Source organism: Pseudomonas sp. BN415 (assembly GCF_029871195.1).
Lineage (GTDB): Bacteria > Pseudomonadota > Gammaproteobacteria > Pseudomonadales > Pseudomonadaceae > Metapseudomonas > Metapseudomonas resinovorans.
Window position 1 is genome coordinate 163,580 of record NZ_SSOK01000053.1, and the last position, 19,029, is coordinate 182,608.

At 61.6% G+C, this 19,029-nt stretch carries 16 protein-coding genes and 1 pseudogene; 12 read left to right on the forward strand and 5 right to left on the reverse strand.

The window, feature by feature from the left end; genetic code table 11:
- The first annotated feature begins 324 nt into the window (after positions 1-324).
- From acnB to cobA, 12 genes and pseudogenes are all read left to right on the forward strand, one after another.
- On the forward strand, positions 325-2,934 hold the full coding sequence (acnB, locus tag E8F20_RS13910; protein WP_280284221.1) for a bifunctional aconitate hydratase 2/2-methylisocitrate dehydratase: 2,610 nt from the start codon (positions 325-327) through the stop codon (positions 2,932-2,934).
- Positions 2,935-3,142: 208 nt separating this feature from the next.
- Positions 3,143-3,352: a YgdI/YgdR family lipoprotein gene (locus tag E8F20_RS13915; protein WP_280284222.1), complete on the forward strand. Its 210-nt coding sequence runs from the start codon at positions 3,143-3,145 to the stop codon at positions 3,350-3,352.
- A 182-nt stretch (positions 3,353-3,534) separates the two neighbouring features.
- Positions 3,535-4,749 (forward strand): CmpA/NrtA family ABC transporter substrate-binding protein, encoded by a 1,215-nt coding sequence (locus E8F20_RS13920; protein ID WP_280284223.1) that lies wholly within the window; start codon positions 3,535-3,537, stop codon positions 4,747-4,749.
- Between the two features lie 21 nt (positions 4,750-4,770).
- Positions 4,771-5,349 carry an ANTAR domain-containing response regulator gene (locus tag E8F20_RS13925; RefSeq protein WP_280284224.1) on the forward strand — a complete coding sequence of 193 codons (579 nt, stop codon included), beginning with the start codon at positions 4,771-4,773 and terminating at the stop codon, positions 5,347-5,349.
- Positions 5,350-5,559: 210 nt separating this feature from the next.
- The gene (gene alaC, locus E8F20_RS13930) at positions 5,560-6,804 is read left to right on the forward strand and encodes an alanine transaminase (protein WP_280284225.1); all 1,245 of its coding nucleotides are present in this window, start codon (positions 5,560-5,562) and stop codon (positions 6,802-6,804) included.
- Between the two features lie 461 nt (positions 6,805-7,265).
- Positions 7,266-7,925 (forward strand): hypothetical protein, encoded by a 660-nt coding sequence (locus E8F20_RS13935; RefSeq protein ID WP_280284226.1) that lies wholly within the window; start codon positions 7,266-7,268, stop codon positions 7,923-7,925.
- Positions 7,926-8,161: 236 nt separating this feature from the next.
- Positions 8,162-8,848, forward strand: coding sequence for a polysaccharide lyase family 7 protein (locus E8F20_RS13940; protein ID WP_280284227.1), 687 nt, complete (start codon positions 8,162-8,164; stop codon positions 8,846-8,848).
- 80 nt (positions 8,849-8,928) lie between these two features.
- On the forward strand, positions 8,929-9,372 hold the full coding sequence (locus E8F20_RS13945; protein WP_280284228.1) for a thioesterase family protein: 444 nt from the start codon (positions 8,929-8,931) through the stop codon (positions 9,370-9,372).
- Between the two features lie 416 nt (positions 9,373-9,788).
- Positions 9,789-11,000, forward strand: coding sequence for a nitrate/nitrite transporter (locus E8F20_RS13950; RefSeq protein WP_280284229.1), 1,212 nt, complete (start codon positions 9,789-9,791; stop codon positions 10,998-11,000).
- Positions 11,001-11,092: 92 nt separating this feature from the next.
- Positions 11,093-12,763, forward strand: a complete 1,671-nt coding sequence (locus E8F20_RS13955; protein ID WP_280284230.1) for a bifunctional protein-serine/threonine kinase/phosphatase — start codon at positions 11,093-11,095, stop codon at positions 12,761-12,763.
- Positions 12,764-13,016: 253 nt separating this feature from the next.
- Positions 13,017-14,018, forward strand: a pseudogene (locus E8F20_RS13960) (FAD-dependent oxidoreductase); the annotation flags it as partial.
- 136 nt (positions 14,019-14,154) lie between these two features.
- On the forward strand, positions 14,155-14,892 hold the full coding sequence (gene cobA, locus E8F20_RS13965; protein WP_280284231.1) for a uroporphyrinogen-III C-methyltransferase: 738 nt from the start codon (positions 14,155-14,157) through the stop codon (positions 14,890-14,892).
- A gap of 134 nt (positions 14,893-15,026) precedes the next feature.
- Here the strand turns inward: cobA and E8F20_RS13970 are convergent, their stop codons facing one another.
- From E8F20_RS13970 to E8F20_RS13990, 5 genes are all read right to left on the reverse strand, one after another.
- Positions 15,027-16,079 carry an OmpA family protein gene (locus E8F20_RS13970; protein ID WP_280284232.1) on the reverse strand — a complete coding sequence of 351 codons (1,053 nt, stop codon included), beginning with the start codon at positions 16,077-16,079 and terminating at the stop codon, positions 15,027-15,029.
- A 108-nt stretch (positions 16,080-16,187) separates the two neighbouring features.
- Entirely contained in the window at positions 16,188-16,778 is a 591-nt protein-coding gene (sigX, locus tag E8F20_RS13975) for an RNA polymerase sigma factor SigX (RefSeq protein ID WP_280284233.1), read from the reverse strand.
- Between the two features lie 95 nt (positions 16,779-16,873).
- Positions 16,874-17,698, reverse strand: coding sequence for a mechanosensitive ion channel domain-containing protein (locus E8F20_RS13980; protein ID WP_280284234.1), 825 nt, complete (start codon positions 17,696-17,698; stop codon positions 16,874-16,876).
- A gap of 2 nt (positions 17,699-17,700) precedes the next feature.
- Positions 17,701-17,955 carry a CrfX protein gene (locus E8F20_RS13985; protein ID WP_169338769.1) on the reverse strand — a complete coding sequence of 85 codons (255 nt, stop codon included), beginning with the start codon at positions 17,953-17,955 and terminating at the stop codon, positions 17,701-17,703.
- A gap of 48 nt (positions 17,956-18,003) precedes the next feature.
- Complete coding sequence (locus tag E8F20_RS13990; RefSeq protein ID WP_280284235.1) at positions 18,004-18,999, reverse strand: zinc transporter ZntB; 996 nt, start codon at positions 18,997-18,999, stop codon at positions 18,004-18,006.
- Between the last annotated feature and the right edge of the window lie 30 nt (positions 19,000-19,029).

Sequence of the window (19,029 nt, forward strand, 5' to 3'; positions counted from 1 at the left end):
TCGGGATTTCGTCTTAACTTTGCCGAGCCTTTCCTTTAGAATCAGCCCGCCATTTAAGGCGCCGATATCCGTTGGAAGCTGTTTTCAAAGCGTCACGAGCACAGTTCATCCGGCAGGAAATAATGGCGCCGGGCATCCCGCCAGGGATGTCCGCCGCCAGCCCTCATCAGGTCTTCCTTCCGGCGTAAAACTTTGAAAACAGCTTCTCGATGGAGGCCGCCGCAACCTTGGCCAGACAGCCCAAAAAGCTGTGCGGCGCATGCGTTCGGCGGATTCCTGGATGAGCGCCCTGGACATTCCAGGGCCACTGATGAGGGTAAAACTGTGCTTGAAGCCTATCGCAAACACGTAGAAGAGCGTGCCGCCCAGGGCGTTGTGCCCCAGCCGCTGAACGCCGAACAAACCGCAGGCCTGGTCGAACTGCTGAAGAACCCGCCGGCCGGCGAAGAGGCCTTCCTCCTCGACCTGATTACCAACCGTGTTCCGCCGGGCGTCGACGAAGCCGCCTATGTCAAAGCCGGTTTCCTTTCCGCTGTCGCCAAAGGCGAAGCCACCTCCCCGCTGATCAGCAAGGCCCGCGCAACCGAACTGCTGGGCACCATGCAGGGCGGCTACAACATCGCCACCCTGGTCGAGCTGCTGGATAGCGCCGAACTGGCCACCACTGCCGCCGAACAGCTCAAGCACACCCTGCTGATGTTCGACGCCTTCCATGACGTCGCCGAGCGTGCCAAGAAAGGCAACGCCTCCGCGCAAGCCGTGCTCAAGTCCTGGGCCGACGGCGAGTGGTTCGTCAACAAGCCTGCCGTACCGGATAAAGTCACTCTGACCGTGTTCAAGGTCCCCGGTGAAACCAACACCGACGACCTGTCTCCGGCTCCTGACGCCTGGTCCCGCCCCGACATCCCGCTGCACGCCCTGGCCATGCTGAAAATGGCCCGCGATGGCATCGAGCCGATCCAGCCGGGCTCCGTCGGCCCGCTGAATCAGATCGAAGCGGTCAAGGCCAAGGGCTTCCCGGTTGCCTACGTCGGTGACGTGGTCGGTACCGGCTCTTCCCGTAAGTCCGCCACCAACTCGGTGCTGTGGTTCTTCGGCGACGACATCCCGTACGTTCCGAACAAGCGCGCTGGTGGCTTCTGCTTCGGCACCAAGATCGCCCCGATCTTCTACAACACCATGGAAGACGCCGGCGCCCTGCCGATCGAATTCGACTGCACCAACCTGGCCATGGGCGACGTCATCGACGTGTACCCGTACGAAGGCAAGGTCGTTCGCCACGACAGCGGCGAAGTGGTCACCACCTTCGAACTGAAGACCCCGGTCCTGCTGGACGAAGTCCGCGCCGGCGGCCGTATCCCGCTGATCATTGGCCGCGGCCTGACTGAGAAGGCCCGTGCCGAACTCGGCCTGGGTGCTTCCGACCTGTTCAAGAAGCCGGAGTCCCCGGCTGACAGCGGCAAAGGCTTCACCCTGGCGCAGAAGATGGTTGGCCGCGCCTGCGGTCTGGCGGAAGGCCAGGGCGTACGTCCGGGCACTTACTGCGAACCGAAGATGACCACCGTCGGTTCCCAGGACACCACCGGCCCGATGACCCGCGATGAGCTGAAAGACCTCGCCTGCCTCGGCTTCTCCGCCGACCTGGTAATGCAGTCCTTCTGCCACACCGCCGCCTATCCGAAACCCATCGACGTCAACACCCACCACACCCTGCCGGACTTCATCAAGACCCGCGGCGGCGTGTCCCTGCGTCCGGGCGACGGCATCATCCACAGCTGGCTGAACCGCATGCTGCTGCCTGACACTGTCGGCACCGGTGGCGATTCCCACACCCGTTTCCCGATCGGCATCTCCTTCCCGGCCGGTTCCGGCCTGGTCGCCTTTGCCGCCGCCACCGGCGTAATGCCGCTGGACATGCCGGAATCGGTACTGGTGCGCTTCAAGGGCAAGATGCAGCCCGGTATCACCCTGCGTGACCTGGTGCACGCCATCCCCTACTACGCCATTCAGTCCGGCCTGCTGACTGTCGAGAAGAAAGGTAAGAAGAACATCTTCTCCGGCCGCATCCTCGAGATCGAAGGCCTGAACGAGCTGACTGTAGAACAAGCCTTCGAGCTGTCCGACGCCTCGGCCGAGCGTTCCGCTGCCGGTTGCACTATCAAGCTGCCGGAAGAGGCCATCGCCGAGTACCTGCGCTCCAACATCACCCTGCTGCGCTGGATGATCGGCGAAGGCTACGGCGACGCCCGCACCCTGGAACGTCGTGCCCAGGCGATGGAAGCCTGGCTGGCCAAGCCGAATCTGCTGGAAGCCGACAAGGACGCCGAATACGCTGCCGTGATCGAGATCGACCTGGCCGACGTCAAGGAGCCCGTGCTCTGCGCGCCGAACGACCCGGACGATGCCCGCCTGCTGTCCACCGTGGCCGGCGACAAGATCGACGAAGTGTTCATCGGTTCCTGCATGACCAACATCGGCCACTTCCGCGCTGCCGGTAAGCTGCTGGACAAGGTCAAGGGCGGTATCCCGACCCGCCTGTGGCTGGCCCCGCCGACCAAGATGGACCAGCACCAGCTAACCGAAGAAGGCTACTACGGCATTTACGGCAAGGCTGGCGCGCGCATGGAAATGCCGGGCTGCTCGCTGTGCATGGGTAACCAGGCTCGCGTACAGACCGGTGCCACCGTGGTCTCCACCTCCACCCGTAACTTCCCGAACCGCCTGGGCGACGCCACCAACGTCTACCTGGCCTCCGCCGAGCTGGCGGCTGTTGCCTCGATCCTGGGCAAACTGCCGACCGTCGAGGAGTACATGGAATACGCGAAGAACATCGACAGCATGGCTGCCGATATCTACCGCTACCTGTCCTTCGACCAGATCGCCGAGTACAAGGAAGCCGCTGCAAACGCCAAGATTCCGGTGGTCCAGGCCTAAGCCTGCATCGGTATCCCGGTAACGAAGAAGCCCCGCCTTGCGCGGGGTTTTTTCTTTGCGCCGTCAGGCGACCTCAGGTCGATCAGAGCCGCACCGAACGCCTCCGCCAGGCCCCACACTTTCGACAGAAGGGCGACCTCTCTGCCTTGCAGCTGCTCCGTCAGCAGCTATGTTCCAGTTATCAGTTGCCACGACGGGGAGCGTCGTCATGAAACTCTGGAACCTGATCCTGTTCTGCGCCCTTGGCTTGGTTGGTTGCTCCAGCGAATACCTGATCGCCACGACCGACGGCCAGATCATCACGACCCACGAGAAACCCGAACTGGACAGGGACACCGGCATGCTCGAATTCGAGGATGACGAAGGCCGCAGTCAGCAAATCCCGCAAGCACAGGTGAAACAGATCATCGAACGCTGAGGTGGCTCCGAGTTCGAACCACTACCCTGCGAGGTCTTCTTCCCCCTCTGGCATATCGCTTGCTTGCTCAGCATCAACAATACTCACTCCAACGGCGGAGCGAGTTGATGACAATGGCGTCGATTCCGGCCGGCCCCGGCTGCTCCGGATCGGCGCCATTTTGCTGATAGGTGGCAACCAAGATGACCGACAAGCAGAACACCACGCGCGCAGACAATCTGGCCTGGGTCGCAGGCAGCGACGCGCCAGAGAAGTGCATGCTCAACCTGGGCTTCATGCCCCTGACCGACTCGGCCTCCCTCATAGTCGCCGCCACCCAGGGCTTCGCTCAGCCATATGGCCTTACCCTTAACCTCCAGCGCCAATCGTCCTGGGCCACGCTGCGCGACAAGCTGCTCTCCGGCGAACTGGACGCCGCACAGGCACTCTACGGACAAATCTACGGGATAGAGCTGGGCATTGGCGGCCCCTGCGCCGAAATGGCCATCCTCATGGGCCTCTGCCAGAATGGCCAGGCCATCAACCTCTCCGAACCACTCAAGCGCATCGGCGTGACCAGTTCCGAGGCACTGACCCGCTACGTGCGCCATGGTGGTGCACGACTGACTTTCGCCCAGACGTTCCCCACCGGCACCCACGCCATGTGGCTGAACTATTGGCTGGCCGCCCAGGGCATCCATCCGTTGCGGGATGTCGATACGGTCGTTGTACCGCCCTCGCAGATGGTCGCTCACCTCAAGGCCGCTCGCATTGATGGCTTCTGCGCTGGCGGCCCCTGGGGCGCATTGGCGGTGGACCAGGGCCAGGGGTTCACCCTGGCCACCAGCCAGATGATCTGGCCGGACCATCCGGAGAAAGTCCTCGGCGTCACCCGCGAGTTCGCCGAGCAATACCCCAACACTACCCGAGCCCTGGCCATGGCCGTCCTTGAAGCGAGCCGCTTTATCGACGCCAGCCTTGAGAACCGGCGCAGCACCGCCCAGTTGATCAGCGGCAGCGACTACGTGGACGTCCCGTTGTCGGCCGTTGAGCCGCGCTTCCTTGGCCACTACGAGGATGGATTGGGCAACGCCTGGGAGGACGATCACCCGCTGCGCTTCTTCGAGGGCGGCCAGGTGAACATGCCCTATCTCTCTGACGGAATCTGGTTCATGACCCAGTTCCGCCGCTGGGGCCTGTTGCGGGAAGACCCCGACTATTTCGCCATCGCCCAGCGTGTCCAGCGGCTGGATCGCTACCGCGAAGCCGCCGAAGCCCTCGGTATCCCCGTTCCCGCCCCGATGCGCAGCGCCACACTGATTGACGGTCGTACCTGGGACGGCAATGACCCCGCTGGCTACGCTCGCAGCTTCCCCATCCATTCCCTGGCCGGCAATGCCCGCGCCATTGCCCAGTAGCCGTTAGGGAAGACCGCCGCCATGCTGCGCATCCTGCTGATCAACGACACTGCCAAGAAAGTCGGCCGCCTCAAGGCCGCCCTGGTGGAAGCCGGCTTCGAAGTCATCGACGAATCCGGTCTGACGATCGACCTGCCGGCCCGAGTCGAGGCTATTCGCCCAGACGTGGTCCTGATCGACACCGAATCCCCGGGCCGAGATGTGATGGAACAGGTTGTTCTGGTCACCCGTGACCAGCCCCGCCCCATCGTCATGTTCACCGACGAGCACGACCCCAAGGTCATGCGCCAGGCCATCCAGGCCGGCGTCAGTGCCTACATCGTCGAAGGCATCCAGACCGACCGCCTGCAACCGATCCTCGACGTCGCCATGGCCCGCTTCGAGAGCGACCAAGCCCTACGCGCACAGCTCAACGTGCGCGATCAGCAGTTGGCCGAGCGCAAGCGCATCGAACTGGCCAAGGGGCTGCTCATGAAGATGAAAAACTGCAACGAGGAAGACGCCTATACCCTGATGCGGCGCCAGGCCATGAGTCGCCAGCAGAAGCTGATCCAGGTAGCCGAACAGATCATCGCCATGCACGACATGCTGGGAAACTGAAGCCCGGACCCGGCCCTTCTTGTAAGCGCGGGCTCCTCTCTGGGAAGCGCAGCCCGCTCCTGCCCGACGGTGCGCCATCAGGCTAATCCGTGGGCGCAGGCGAAACAGACCTCGACAAGGGCACTGCGAAGCCCTTATCTTCGCCGCCAGGCCACCACAGTGGCCGACGTCGCTCGGACGGTTCCGGGCGCTTACGTATCCGAGGAAAGCATGGCTGACCAGCGTTCACCGCGCCGTTTTGCGCGCATCGATCGTCTCCCCCCCTACGTCTTCAACATCACCGCCGAACTCAAGATGGCAGCGCGCCGTCGCGGCGAGGACATCATCGACCTTTCCATGGGCAACCCCGACGGCGCCACTCCGCCGCATATCGTGGAAAAGCTCGTGCAGGTCGCCCAGCGTGAAGACACCCACGGATACTCCACTTCCCGCGGTATTCCCCGCTTGCGCCGAGCCATCTCGCGCTGGTACAAGGACCGTTACGACGTGGAGATCGATCCAGAGTCCGAAGCCATCGTGACTATCGGTTCCAAGGAAGGCCTGGCGCACCTGATGCTCGCCACCCTGGATCATGGCGACACGGTGCTGGTCCCTAACCCCAGCTACCCGATCCACATCTATGGTGCGGTAATCGCCGGCGCCCAAGTGCGCTCAGTGCCCCTGGTACCCGGCGTGGACTTCTTCGCCGAACTGGAACGGGCGATTCGCGAGAGCATCCCGAAGCCGAAGATGATGATCATCGGTTTCCCCTCCAACCCCACCGCCCAGTGCGTGGAACTGGACTTCTTCGAGCGCGTAGTGGCCCTGGCCAAGCAGTACGACGTGTTGGTCGTGCACGACCTGGCCTACGCCGACATCGTCTACGACGGCTGGAAGGCGCCCTCCATCATGCAGGTCCCCGGCGCCAAGGACATTGCGGTGGAGTTCTTCACCCTGTCCAAGAGCTACAACATGGCAGGCTGGCGGATCGGCTTCATGGTCGGCAACCAGGAACTCGTCAGCGCCCTGGCACGAATCAAGAGCTACCACGACTACGGCACTTTCACCCCGCTGCAAGTTGCCGCTATTGCCGCTCTGGAAGGCGACCAGCAGTGCGTGCGCGATATCGCCGAGCAATACCGCCAGCGCCGCAACGTCCTGGTGAAGGGCCTCCACGAAATCGGCTGGATGGTGGAAAACCCCAAGGCCTCGATGTACGTCTGGGCCAAGATCCCCGAGCCCTACGCCGCCATGGGTTCCCTGGAGTTCTCCAAGAAGCTCCTGGCCGAAGCCAAGGTCTGCGTATCGCCCGGCCTGGGCTTTGGCGACTACGGTGACGATCACGTACGTTTCGCCCTGATCGAGAACCAGGACCGAATTCGCCAAGCCGTTCGCGGCATCAAGGGAATGTTCCGTGCCGATGGAATACTTGAGCCGTCGGCAGCGCCCAAACCCCGGAAGTCCGGCAAGGCCTGACGCCCGATTACGTCCCCTGGTCACAGGGGACACACGCTCCGCTGAACTTTCCCGAAACCTGCGCCCTGCAAGGTTTCCTCGCCTTTTCAAGCGCTTGAAGCCCCCACCCACGCACAACCGCTCGTCGGCTTTCAGATCGTTTTTTGAACAAAATCAAGGGTTCACCACTCTGATGATAGCCTGAGTACATCGCGTCACTTTTGAGCCATGGTCGGTGGATGGCGCGCATGTCTTATTCCCCTTGAGTCCGGAGCGATTCCAAATGCACAAGTTCATGTGCACGAGGTTTTTGTGTCTCAAAAAAGGAGGAGTGCGTATGAAGACATGAAATATACATAGAGATGTAAAACAACCTGACCACCACTCAAAGTCCAAAGAGACCAAAGAGTAAGAAAACAACATATATCGGTGCCCTTACTGCATCAGCACACCAACTTACTTTGTAAAACAAGAGGTAAACCATGGAGCTGTACCATCTCATTACTTCCCTGTTCAAACAGGAAGCAACCATGGAACTAATGCGCATGGGTGTTGTTTATGCCCACTTGATCGCTTGCTGCGTGGCAATCGGCCTGGTCCTGACCAGCGACTATGCCATGATCAAGCAAATGATCACGGGTAAAGACGATGCTACCCATAGCGACAAAACCCATCTTGATACTCTGAAGAAAACTGTACTGCTTGCACTTGCGGCACTCTGGGTAACAGGGATAGGTATCGTACTGCTGGACTACTCTGTCAAAGGCGCGGTGTATTTCCTCAACCCCAAACTCCAGGCGAAAATCCTGGTCGTGGCACTGTTGACCGTAAACGGTTTCCTGCTTCACAGCGCCGTACTGCCTGCCATCAAAAAAGCCGGCACGCTGGTCAAGATGGAAACCAACGCCCGCACCCTCGCGGTGTTCGCGGGTGTCGTCTCCGGAGTCTCCTGGTTCTATGGAGCCATGCTGGGCATCGCTCGTCCGCTTAGCTGGAAATACTCCCTTGGCGAAATCATGTTCGCTTACCCGCTGTTCATCTGCCTTGGCTTCGTCGCGATGACGCTGCTGGTGAAGTGGGCAAGCAACAGAGCTGAAAATATCACTCCTTCTCGAGTGAATCCCGCACTCGCCTCGCTGTAAGAGATGACTGGGCAGGGATGCCCAGTTTCAGCTCACAGCCTCATCGAATTGTTTACCCATTAACTCCATCACCCACTTTTAATCGATACAACGCCCCTGCAAAAACCTCTCCTGCCTCTTCTTCACGAATAGGCACCAAAGTCCAAAATCCCCCTTAATTCAAGCTGGCCCGGAACTTTTCCACCCTCTGCATGTACGAACTGCTGCCCCTAGGTATTCAGCAGTAAGGACATCATATGATCGACCTAAGCACCTGGAACCTCACGGTCCCAGCCACCAGCTCCAATACGCTCATCACCACCGATCGCCTTAACAATGGCTACGAAAGCCAATACTTTCGGCGAAATGCTGACGGTAGTATCAGCTTCTGGGTACCCGTGAATGGGTCTCGCACCGAAGATGCCAGATACCCCAGAACCGAACTGCGGGAAACCCAGGCTGATGGCACCCTTAGTTACTGGTACCACGCCAGTGCCGATAACTACCTCAGCGCGGTGCTCTCCGTAGAGCAGGTACCCAGCCAGAACAAGATCATCATCGGCCAGATCCACAGCAAGGACGAACCCGGCAGCGAAAACGACCCACTGCTCAAGATTCAGTACCATTACTTGCGCGGCAACGGCCGGGTCGAGGCTCTGCTTCGCAAGCGCCCGGGCGACAAGGAGGTGAAGAACATCCTGCTTGCCGAGAACGTTGACCTGGGCGAGCGCTTCGGCTACGACCTGCGCATAACGCCTACCGGCAAACTGGGTATTACCGTCACCAGCAACGGCGATGATGGCAATCTCTATCGCGAACTGAGTGGCTACTGGGGGGCTCAGCAGCTCTACTTCAAGGCCGGCGCCTACATCCAGGACAACTACGGAGCCGACAACGAAGGGGGCCGCGTCACCTTCTACTGGTTGAACGGCCTGCACCGCTGACATTCAGCCCCGAAATGCCGGGCTATCCGATCATGCCGGCGTAGAATCGGCGCTTTGCTGCTTCTACGCCCGAGATCCCCATGGCCCGCCTATCCCTGAACTTCCCGGAAGACCAGTACTGCTACTCCACCCACCTGACCGTGCGCGTCACTGATATCAACGGAGCAAACCACCTGGGCAACGACTCGATGATCTCGATGATCTCGGAAGCCCGCGCGCGATTCCTGTTCGAGTTCGGCGTCAGCGAGACTGCCGAAGACGGTACCGGGATCATCGTCACCGACTTGGCCACCACCTACCGGGCCGAAGCCCACGCCCGCGATCAGTTGTTATTCGAGGTCGGGGTCATGGACTTCAACAAATACGGAGGCGACATCACCTTCCGCATCACCCGCCCGGCCGATGGCCGACTGGTCGCCATGGCCAAGTCCGGCTTCGTCTTCTTCAACTACCGGGCGTCTTGCGTGGTCACGATGCCCGATGGTTTTCGCAACACCTTTCCTAAGGTGAACTGGCTGGACTGAGGCCGGGCGGCCTCAACTCGGTGCACCCCTCCTCCTCACGCCCCTTTTTGAATCAGACCAGGTTTCCATCAGAAACCGGCTAACCGCTCTGGAATAGGTATTCCAAAGATTGGCCCGGCTCTTGCTCTCTATCTGGCAGAGGTAGCCAACGGCGGTTGCCTATCACACGACAAAGGCGTCGCGTCACTCCGCAGGAATGCGGGCAGTGGTGCGACGCCTTTTTCGTTCCGGCCCCAGCGATGGGGCAGTGGACGGGCCGGGATCCGGACGTTCGCTTGCAGCTCACTCACTCCCGCTGCGGCTTTTGCCGCAGGACGAAGCGCCACAAGCGCGACGTTTTACCGGGAGGTGCGACCGCCGTGCCCACGATCACGACAGGCGCGCCTCCCGGCCCCTAACTGCAGATGAGGTGTTCAATGACAACGAGTTTCTGGAAAGCCGGCCACACGCCCACCCTGCTCTCCGCCTTTCTCTACTTCGACCTGAGTTTCATGGTCTGGTACGTGCTTGGCCCGCTGGGCGTGCAGATCGCCACCGATCTCCAACTCACCACCCAGCAGCGCGCCATGATGGTCGCTACCCCCATCCTGGCTGGCGCGGTATTGCGTTTCCTGATGGGCATGCTGGCTGACCGCACCTCACCCAAGACCGCCGGCCTGATCGGTCAGGTGGTGGTGATCATCGCGCTGTTCGTTGCCTGGCAAGTGGGTGTGCGCACCTATGAGCAGGCGCTGCTCCTCGGCCTCTTCCTTGGTTTCGCCGGCGCATCCTTCGCCGTGGCGCTGCCGCTGGCCTCCCAGTGGTACCCGCCGCAGCACCAGGGCAAGGCCATGGGTATTGCCGGTGCCGGCAACTCCGGCACCGTGCTGGCCGCTCTTTTCGCACCGGGCCTGGCCGCCCTCTACGGCTGGAACAACGTTTTCGGCCTGGCGCTGATACCACTGGTACTGACCCTGGCGATCTTCTCCTTCGCGGCTCGCAACGCACCCAACCGTCCGGCTCCCAAAGCGCTTGGTGATTACCTCAAAGCCCTGGGCGACCGGGACAGCTGGTGGTTCATGCTGTTCTACAGCGTGACCTTCGGCGGCTTCCTCGGATTGGCCAGCACCCTTCCCGGCTACTTCCACGACCAGTACGGCCTGGCCCCGGTGACCGCCGGCTACTACACCGCCGCCTGCGTGTTCGCCGGGAGCCTGATGCGGCCGCTGGGCGGCGCCTTCGCCGATCGCATCGGCGGCATCCGGACCCTGCTGGTGGTCTACACAGTAGCCTCCGTATGCATCGCCGCTGTGGGTTTCCACATCGCAAGCTCCACCGTCGCGCTCTCCCTCTTCGTAGTCGCCATGCTCAGCCTCGGCGCCGGCAATGGCGCGGTATTCCAGCTCGTGCCCCAGCGCTTCCACAAGGAAATCGGCGTGATGACCGGCCTGATCGGAATGGCGGGCGGGATTGGTGGCTTCTGCCTCACCGCAGGCCTGGGCGCGATCAAGCAGAACACCGGCGACTACCAACTTGGCCTGTGGCTGTTTGCCAGCCTGGGCGTTGTAGCGTGGTTCGGCCTCTACGGCGTCAAGCAGCGCTGGCGCACCACCTGGGGTTCGGCTGCCGTCACCGCTGCCCGCGTCTGAGCTGATGCCCACTTCGGCGCAGACAGCGGCTCCGAACTCGACCCGACAAGGAGCGCCTCGCGCTCCTTTCGCCATACAGGACGCTCATCCAGATGACCCTGCAACTCAGCTTTGGTGAGGCCAGCGCGACCGGTCCGCGCGCGGAGAACCAGGACGCCCTGCGGGTAGTCACACCAGCGCCTGCCCTGGCCGCCAGCAAGGGCTACCTATTCGCCCTGGCTGATGGGGTCAGCCAATGCGCCGACGGCGGCCTGGCCGCTCGCGCCACATTGCAGGCCCTGGCGCTGGACTACTACTCCACCCCGGAAACCTGGGCCGTGGCCCAGTCCCTGGACCGGTTGCTGGTGGCCCATAACCGCTGGCTCCAAGCCAACGGCGGCGGCCAGCCGTTGCTCACCACACTGACGGCCATGGTGCTGCGCGGACGCCGTTTCACCCTGGCCCACGTGGGGGACTGTCGTGCCTATCGCTGGGACGGCCAGCAGTTGATTCGCCTCAGCGAGGACCATGTCTGGGAACAGCCCGGCATGCAACACGTGCTCAAGCGCGCGCTCGGCCTGGACCAGCACCTGGTGGTGGACTACCTGGACGGTGAGCTTGCGGAACGCGAGGGATTCGTGTTGGTCAGCGATGGCGTCTGGGCTGTACTCGGCGACCAGGGTATTCAGCGCATCCTCCAAGATGAACAGGACCTCTCCGCTGCCGCCCAGGCGCTGGTCAGCGCAGCGCACTTGGCGGGAGGCCAGGATAACGCCAGCGCATTGCTGATTCGCGTGGAAAACCTGCCGCAGGCGGGTCTGGCCGATACGTTGGCGCAGTTGGATCACTGGCCGTTGCCGCCCCGCCTGCAAGAGGGGCAGGACTTCGAGGGCTGGCAGGTCGATCGCCTGATCGCCGAATCCCGTCAGTCCATGGTCTATCGGGTGCGCGACGGCCAGGAACGGCGCTGGCTGCTAAAGACCTTGCCCATCTGCCGCCACGACGAGCCTGGAGCCGCCCCGGCGCTGATGCTGGAGGAATGGTTCTTGCGCCGCGTCGCCGGGCGCCACTTTCCCGAAGCGCACCCCCTACCCCAGCGTCAGCACCTGTACTACGTGCAGCGCGAGTACCCAGGGCAGACCCTGGCCGAACATCTGCGGCTTAGCGGCACAATGGCACTACCGGAGTGGCTGGATATCGCCCCGCGCTTGCTCAAGGCCCTGGGACAGCTGCACCGGCGCAACATCCTGCACAGAGACATCAAGCCAGAAAACCTGCTCTGGGGAGATGACGGTGAGCTGCGCCTGCTGGATTTCGGCCTGGCCTATTGCCCCGGACTGTCCCAAGACCAGGCCCACAGCGTGCCCGGTACCCCCAGCTACATCGCCCCGGAAGCCTTCACCGGTGCGCCGCCCTCCCCCCGACAGGATCTGTACGCCGCGGGTGTTACCCTGTATCACCTGCTAACCGGTCACTATCCCTATGGTGAAGTCGAAGCCTTCCAGCATCCGCGCTTCGGCACGCCCACTCCGGCCAGCCGCTATCGGCCTGACCTGCCCGCCTGGCTGGACGAATGCCTGGCTCGTGCCGTCGTCGCCGACCCCGCCGGACGCTACGAAACGATGGAGGAATGGCTACTGGCCCTGGAACAAGGCGAGCGCCGCGCCCTTGCCGCCAAACCCAGGCCGTTACTGGAGCGCGAGCCGTTGAAGGTCTGGCGCGGGTTGGCCCTCGTGTCCCTGCTGCTCAACCTGGTACTGCTGATCGCCCTGCTGCAAGTCTGACGCACCAGATCAGGGCAATGCGCCCCAGGCAAGTGCGAGAGGACCCACAAGTCATTGCGCAAGACCCCGATGTACAAGGCCTCCGAGGGTTGGCACGGCACCTGCAACATCCACTTCGACAATCTACAAAAGCGCCCGCCTCAACGACGAGACGGCACTTTCCCGATCGAACGGGACTTGGACAAAGGCGTCCTGCTGGAAACAGCGGGACGCCTTTTTTGTTTGCTCGACGTTTATGCAGGAGTGTCCTGGCATGAAGACATCCAAGCTGGTGGTGATCGGAAACGGCATGGCCGGAGTGCGTACCCTCGAAGAGTTGTTGCGTCTCGCGCCAGAGCAGTACCAAGTCACCGTGTTCGGCGCCGAACCCCATCCGAACTACAACCGCACCCTCCTCTCCCCGGTTCTGGCCGGCGAACAGACGTTCGAGGAAATCATCCTCAACGACCTGGCCTGGTACGCAGAGAACAGCATCGATCTGCTACTCAATCGCAAGGTGGTAAAAATCGACCGCCAGCGTCGCCAGGTGGTCGCCGAAGACGGTACCACCGCCGCATACGATCGCCTGGTCATTGCCACCGGCTCCACGCCGAGTCGCCTGCCCATCCCCGGTAACCGTCTGCAAGGGGTGATTGGCTACCGCGATATCGCCGGGGCCCGCGCCATGATCGAAACGACCCGCACTCACAGCCACGCGGTGGTAATTGGCGGTGGACTGCTTGGCCTGGAAGCAGCCAATGGCCTCAAACAGCGCGGCATGGACGTCACTGTCGTACATCTGGCTGACTGGCTGCTGGAAAAGCAGCTCGACCCGCTGGCCGGCGAGAAGCTACTGCGCGCGCTGCAGGCTCGCGGTATCCGTTTCCGCCTGGGCACCGCCACCGAAGAACTGATCGACAACGGGGACGGCCGTGTTTGCGCCGTGCAACTGGCTGGCGGCGAGGTGATCACGGCGGACCTGGTGGTAATGGCAGCCGGTATCAAGCCCAACACCGAACTTGCCGAACAGGCAGGCCTGCCTTGCAGCCACGGCATCCTGGTCGACGACACCCTGCAGACCTATGACCCGCGCATCTACGCCATCGGCGAATGTGCAAACCACCGTGGTGTTTCGTATGGACTGGTCGCCCCGCTGATGGAGCAGGCCAAGGTCTGCGCCAATCATCTGGCCATGCTCGGTTTCGCGCGCTACCAGGGTTCCAGCACGAGCACCCAGCTCAAGGTGGCCGGCATCGAGATGCTGAGTGCTGGTGACGCGCCCCATCCCGGCCAGATCGCCGGCATGCGCGGCGCCTGTCCCTTGCACGACTGGCAGATCGAACTGACCAACAACGACGTGCTGGCCTGGACCTGAATCATTTAGGGCGCGAGATGCGCCGAGGAGAATCCCGATGAACGGTAAAGTCTGGCTGGTAGGTGCAGGCCCCGGTGACCCCGAGCTCCTCACCCTGAAGGCGGTAAAAGCGCTCCATCAGGCGGAGGTGGTGATGATCGATGACTTGGTCAATCCGGTGGTACTGGAGCACTGCCCCAATGCCCGGATTATCCGCGTGGGCAAGCGCGGCGGCTGCCGCTCAACGCCCCAGGCGTTTATCCATCGCCTGATGCTGCGCTATGCGCGCCAAGGCAAATGCGTGGTGCGGCTGAAGGGCGGCGATCCGTGCATTTTCGGCCGCGGCGGTGAAGAGGCCGAATGGTTGGCCGAGCGCGGCATCGAGAGCGAACTGGTCAATGGCATCACCGCAGGCTTGGCAGGCGCCACCAATTGCGGCATATCCCTCACCCTGCGCGGAATCAGCCGTGGTGTCACCCTGGTCACCGCCCACACCCAGGACGACAGCAGCCTCAATTGGGGGGCTCTCGCGCAGTCCGGCACGACGCTGGTGGTTTACATGGGCGTTGCCAAGCTTGCCGATATTCGCGAAGGGCTTCTGTCGGGCGGCATGTCCGGCACCATGCCCGTGGCCATGATCGAGAATGCCTCCCTGCCCCATCAACGCGAATGCCGCAGCACCCTTGGGCAGATGCAGGCAGACGCCCAGGCCTTCGAACTGAAAAGCCCGGCCATCCTGGTCATCGGCGAGGTCGCCGCAGCCGAAGCGGTCCTCCCAATGGCACGAAGCGCCTGAATCTCTCTTCGCTCCTGCGAAGTAGTGTTTGCCCGGCCATGCCGGGCTTTTTTTCACCCGGATCAGCGCACGACACTTATCTCCAGGCAAAGAAAAACCCGGCTGAGGCCGGGTTTTTCCGAGGCTCAAACCAATTACTTGGCCTGGGCTTCCACTTCAGCTTCTACGCGGCGGTTAACAGCACGGCCGTCAGCGGTGGCGTTGTCGGCAACCGGGCGGGTTTCGCCGTAGCCAACAGCGTTCACGCGCTCGGAACCTACACCGTACTGGTCAACCAGCACGTCGCGTACGGCGTCAGCACGACGCTCGGACAGCTTCTGGTTGTAGGCGTCAGTGCCGACGGAGTCGGTGTGGCCTTCAACAGTGGTGGTGGTAGCCGGGTACTGGTTCATGAAGTCAGCCAGGTTCTTGATGTCACCGTAGCTTTCTTCTTTCACCTTGGCCTTGTCGAAGTCGAACTTCACGTCCAGCTCAACGCGTACGACTTCGGCAACAGCCGGGCAGCCATCAGCGTCAACGGTAACGTTGGCCGGGGTGTCCGGGCACTTGTCGACGTTGTCGCAAACGCCGTCGTTGTCGCTGTCAGCGCACACTTCGGCAACCGGAGCCGGAGCCGGCTCGGCTTGCTTGGTGGAACCACCGAAGTTCACGCCAACGCCTACGCCAGCCATCCACTCGGCTTCCTGGGCATCCAGGTTGTACATGCCGTCCAGGCTCGCCTTGGCGAAGAAGTTCTCGGTGAAGTAGTACTTCAGACCGGTGCCAACGTTGGCGAAGGTGCTGTGGTCACGACCGGTACGCGGTGGAATGTTGCTGATGTTCTGATGGGCGAAGCCAGCAGAAACGTACGGACGCAGGCCAACACCCGGGGTGCCGAAGTGGTAAATGGCATCAAGGGAAGCCAGGTTGCCCTTGATATCTTTGTGGCCGTCGGTACCGAAAGCGTCTTCGGAGGTCATGTCGTGGTATTCGCCGTACGACAGAGCCAGGGAGACGTCGTCGGTCAGGTAGTATCCTACCGAGCCGCCGTACAGGTTGCCGTTCTCGAGATCGCGAGAACTGTCGGTGAAGTAACGCTTACCGAAAGCTTCCACCTCAACTGCGCCTTGGCCCTGAGCCAGCGCGTTCAGCGAAAAGGCGGCAACAAGAGAGCCAACGGCTACGCCTAAGGTGTTTTTCAGTTTCATCCGTAAATCCCCATCATTGGTGGTCAGAAGTTGTCGAACAATCTCCAGACAACTTGGTCGGCAATTCTAGCAGAACATACCGGCCCTTAAGAGATAATTTTTCCCGAACTAAGTTTCGGCAAGGCCCGAGAATTTTTCGCGCAGTCGATCCAATGCACGCTTGTAGCGCATTTTCGTGGCGCTCAAGCCCATATGCATAATGTCTGCGATCTCCTGAAACTCCAGCTCTGCGACAAAACGTAGCACAAGAATTTCCCTGTCAATGGGATTGACATGTACCAGCCATCGCTCCAGGCCTCCCCGCTCCTCGACTTTAGGCGCTTTCTCTTCCGAAGCCTCCTCAAGAGGGTCCAGACTCAGCGCATCAAGCAAGCGTCGCTTTCGGCGCTCTTTCCGATATTGGGTAATGCACTCGTTGTACGTGATGCTATATAGCCATGTCTTGAACTTCGACTTGCCTTCGAAGTTCTTCAATCCATAGAGCACCTTCAGCATCACTTCCTGGCAGACATCATCTGCGTCGCGGTCGTTCCCTAAATAGCGGGCACAGACGTTGAACAAAGTGCGCTGATAGCGCCGCATCAATTCTTCATAGGCGCGCGTGACATGGAACAGCTCGACATGCGCGCGCTCCACCAGCTCCTCATCAGAGAGCTCGCGTGGGTCATAGCGCAAGGAAAGCGATTGGGGCTTGTTCAAAACGGGTCGGGCCGACAGTCAGGTCAAAAGCCGCCGGGGCGCGAAGTTCGCGCACCCTGTCTGGCGGCATACATTAGCAGGGAAAAGCCGTCGTGTTAGCGGCTGGTTACCCGTTGATCGAGCAAAGTGCGGTTCGACACCGATACCAGCTCACCTTCCTCGGTAAGCAGCAGGGTCTTCACCGTGCCGATTTCCTCGATCTGACCTTCGACATCGCCAACCTTCACTTGTTGCCCAACCTGATAAAGCTCGCGCACATAGATGCCGGCGAGGATCTGACCGGCAATCTCGCGACTACCAAGCCCCAGCGCAAGCGCCGCTGCCAGGCCGATGGAAATCAGCACGATGGCAATGACGTTGTTCAGCAGGTCGGTCTTGACCTCCAACTGGCCGATGGCCACAGAGATGCTGATGATGATGACCAAGCCTTGGGCAATGCGACCCAGGCCGTGGGCGTATTCCAGACCCACACCTTCAGCGGCGCCACGCACCACGCCGCTGACCAGTTGCGCCAGCAGCACACCGGCCAGCAGCACCAGGGCTGCGCCCAGCACCTTGGGCAGGTAGAGAGCCAGTACGTCCAGGGTCGCCGAAACGCGATCCAGCCCCAGGGACTCGGCAGCAGACACGAGGAAAATCAGCAGCACGAACCAGTAGACGATCTTGCCGATCAGGGTGGAAACCGGTACCTGGATCCCCGCACGGGACAGCATCTTGGTAAGCCCAGTGCCTGCCATCAGGCGATCCAGCCCCACCTTGGCCAAGAGCTTCGACAACAGGGTATCCAGCAACTTGGCTACCACGAAGCCCAGCAGTACCACTACCAGCGCGCCGAACAGGCGCGGAATGAAGCCCGCCACCGGTGCCCACACCGAGGTCATGGCGTTAACGAGTCCTTGAGTCCAGGGGTCGAATTCCATGTTCAATCAGCCTTATCTGCAGAACGGACAGAAGCGTTGCGGCGCGAAACAGGCGCCAGGTGAGGCGAGCCATTATTCAGGGCGATCATCATGGCCTCGAGCCAATGGCCCATCAGACTGAACAGATCTCCAGCGCCTACCTGGCGGTTGGCGGTCTTGAGCACCCGACCCAGCGTGGCGTCGTCATCGTGATCGGGTTGCGGTGACGCCTTGAGCAGGTCCCGCAGAGATTCTTCGAACGGATCGTGCATGCGCACCTCGCGTGGATATGTCGGCTAGACGAGACAGGAGCAGCCCAGGTCACATCAGAGCCATCGCAGCCGACGGAAAAGCCACAACTGGAAACCGGCAATTCCCAGAATCAATACGCAGGCCAGGACGAAGCCATAACGCGTCTCATCGCCGGGGATGCCGCCTACGTTCATGCCCAGCAGGCCCGTGATGAAGCTCAGCGGCAGGAAAAAACCGGTAGTAATACCCAGCAGGTACATGGTGCGGCTGGTGCGTTCACCTTGGCGACGGCTTTCGCTTTCCAATACCAGGCCGATGCGCTCGCGGATCAGCTCCAACTCCTCCAGGTAACGGGTCAGGCGATTGTTCAGCTCGTTCCAGTAATCGCTGTCGCCTTCGACGAACCAAGGCATACGGCTGCGCGCCAGTTGCCCGTAGATCTCTCGCTGGGGAGCCAGAAACCGCTTGAGCCCAGCGGCCCGGCGGCGGACCTGCAGCATCAGGTCATGGTTCGGACGGAACCGTTCGTTGTTGTCGAGGTGCTCCTCCTGCTCATCGACCTTCTCTGACAGGTCAGCGACCAGCGAATCGACCTTGTCGGTCAGGTGCTCCGCCATGTACAGCAGCACCTCGGAAGCCACCTTCGGCCCGGTACCCCGCGCCCACTGATCGATCAGCTCATCCGTGGCGTGCAATGGCCGCAGGCGCAGGGAGAGGATGCGCTGCGCCGAGGCGAAGATCCGCACCGAGACCATATCCTCCGGGACAGCGCCGGGATTCAGGTTCACGCCGCGCAGGAACAGCAGCAACTCGTCACCGGGCAGCGCCAGCATCCGCGGCCGGGTGCTCTCCTCCAGAAGCAGGTCGCAAGCGAACTCGGACAGCCCGCTTTGCTCCCGTAGCCAGCGCCGCGCGAGTGGATGGCTGCGATCCCAGTGCAACCAGAGACTCTGCGCAGGCGCAAGCTGCAAGTTGGCCAGCGCCTCCCGCGAGATCGGCTCGGCACCGCCCTGCCCGTCCAGCACGAAGGCATGTACTAGCCCCCACTGGGCGTTCTGCTCCTCGAACATTCAGTCTCCTTGGAAGAAAAAGCCCGGCTA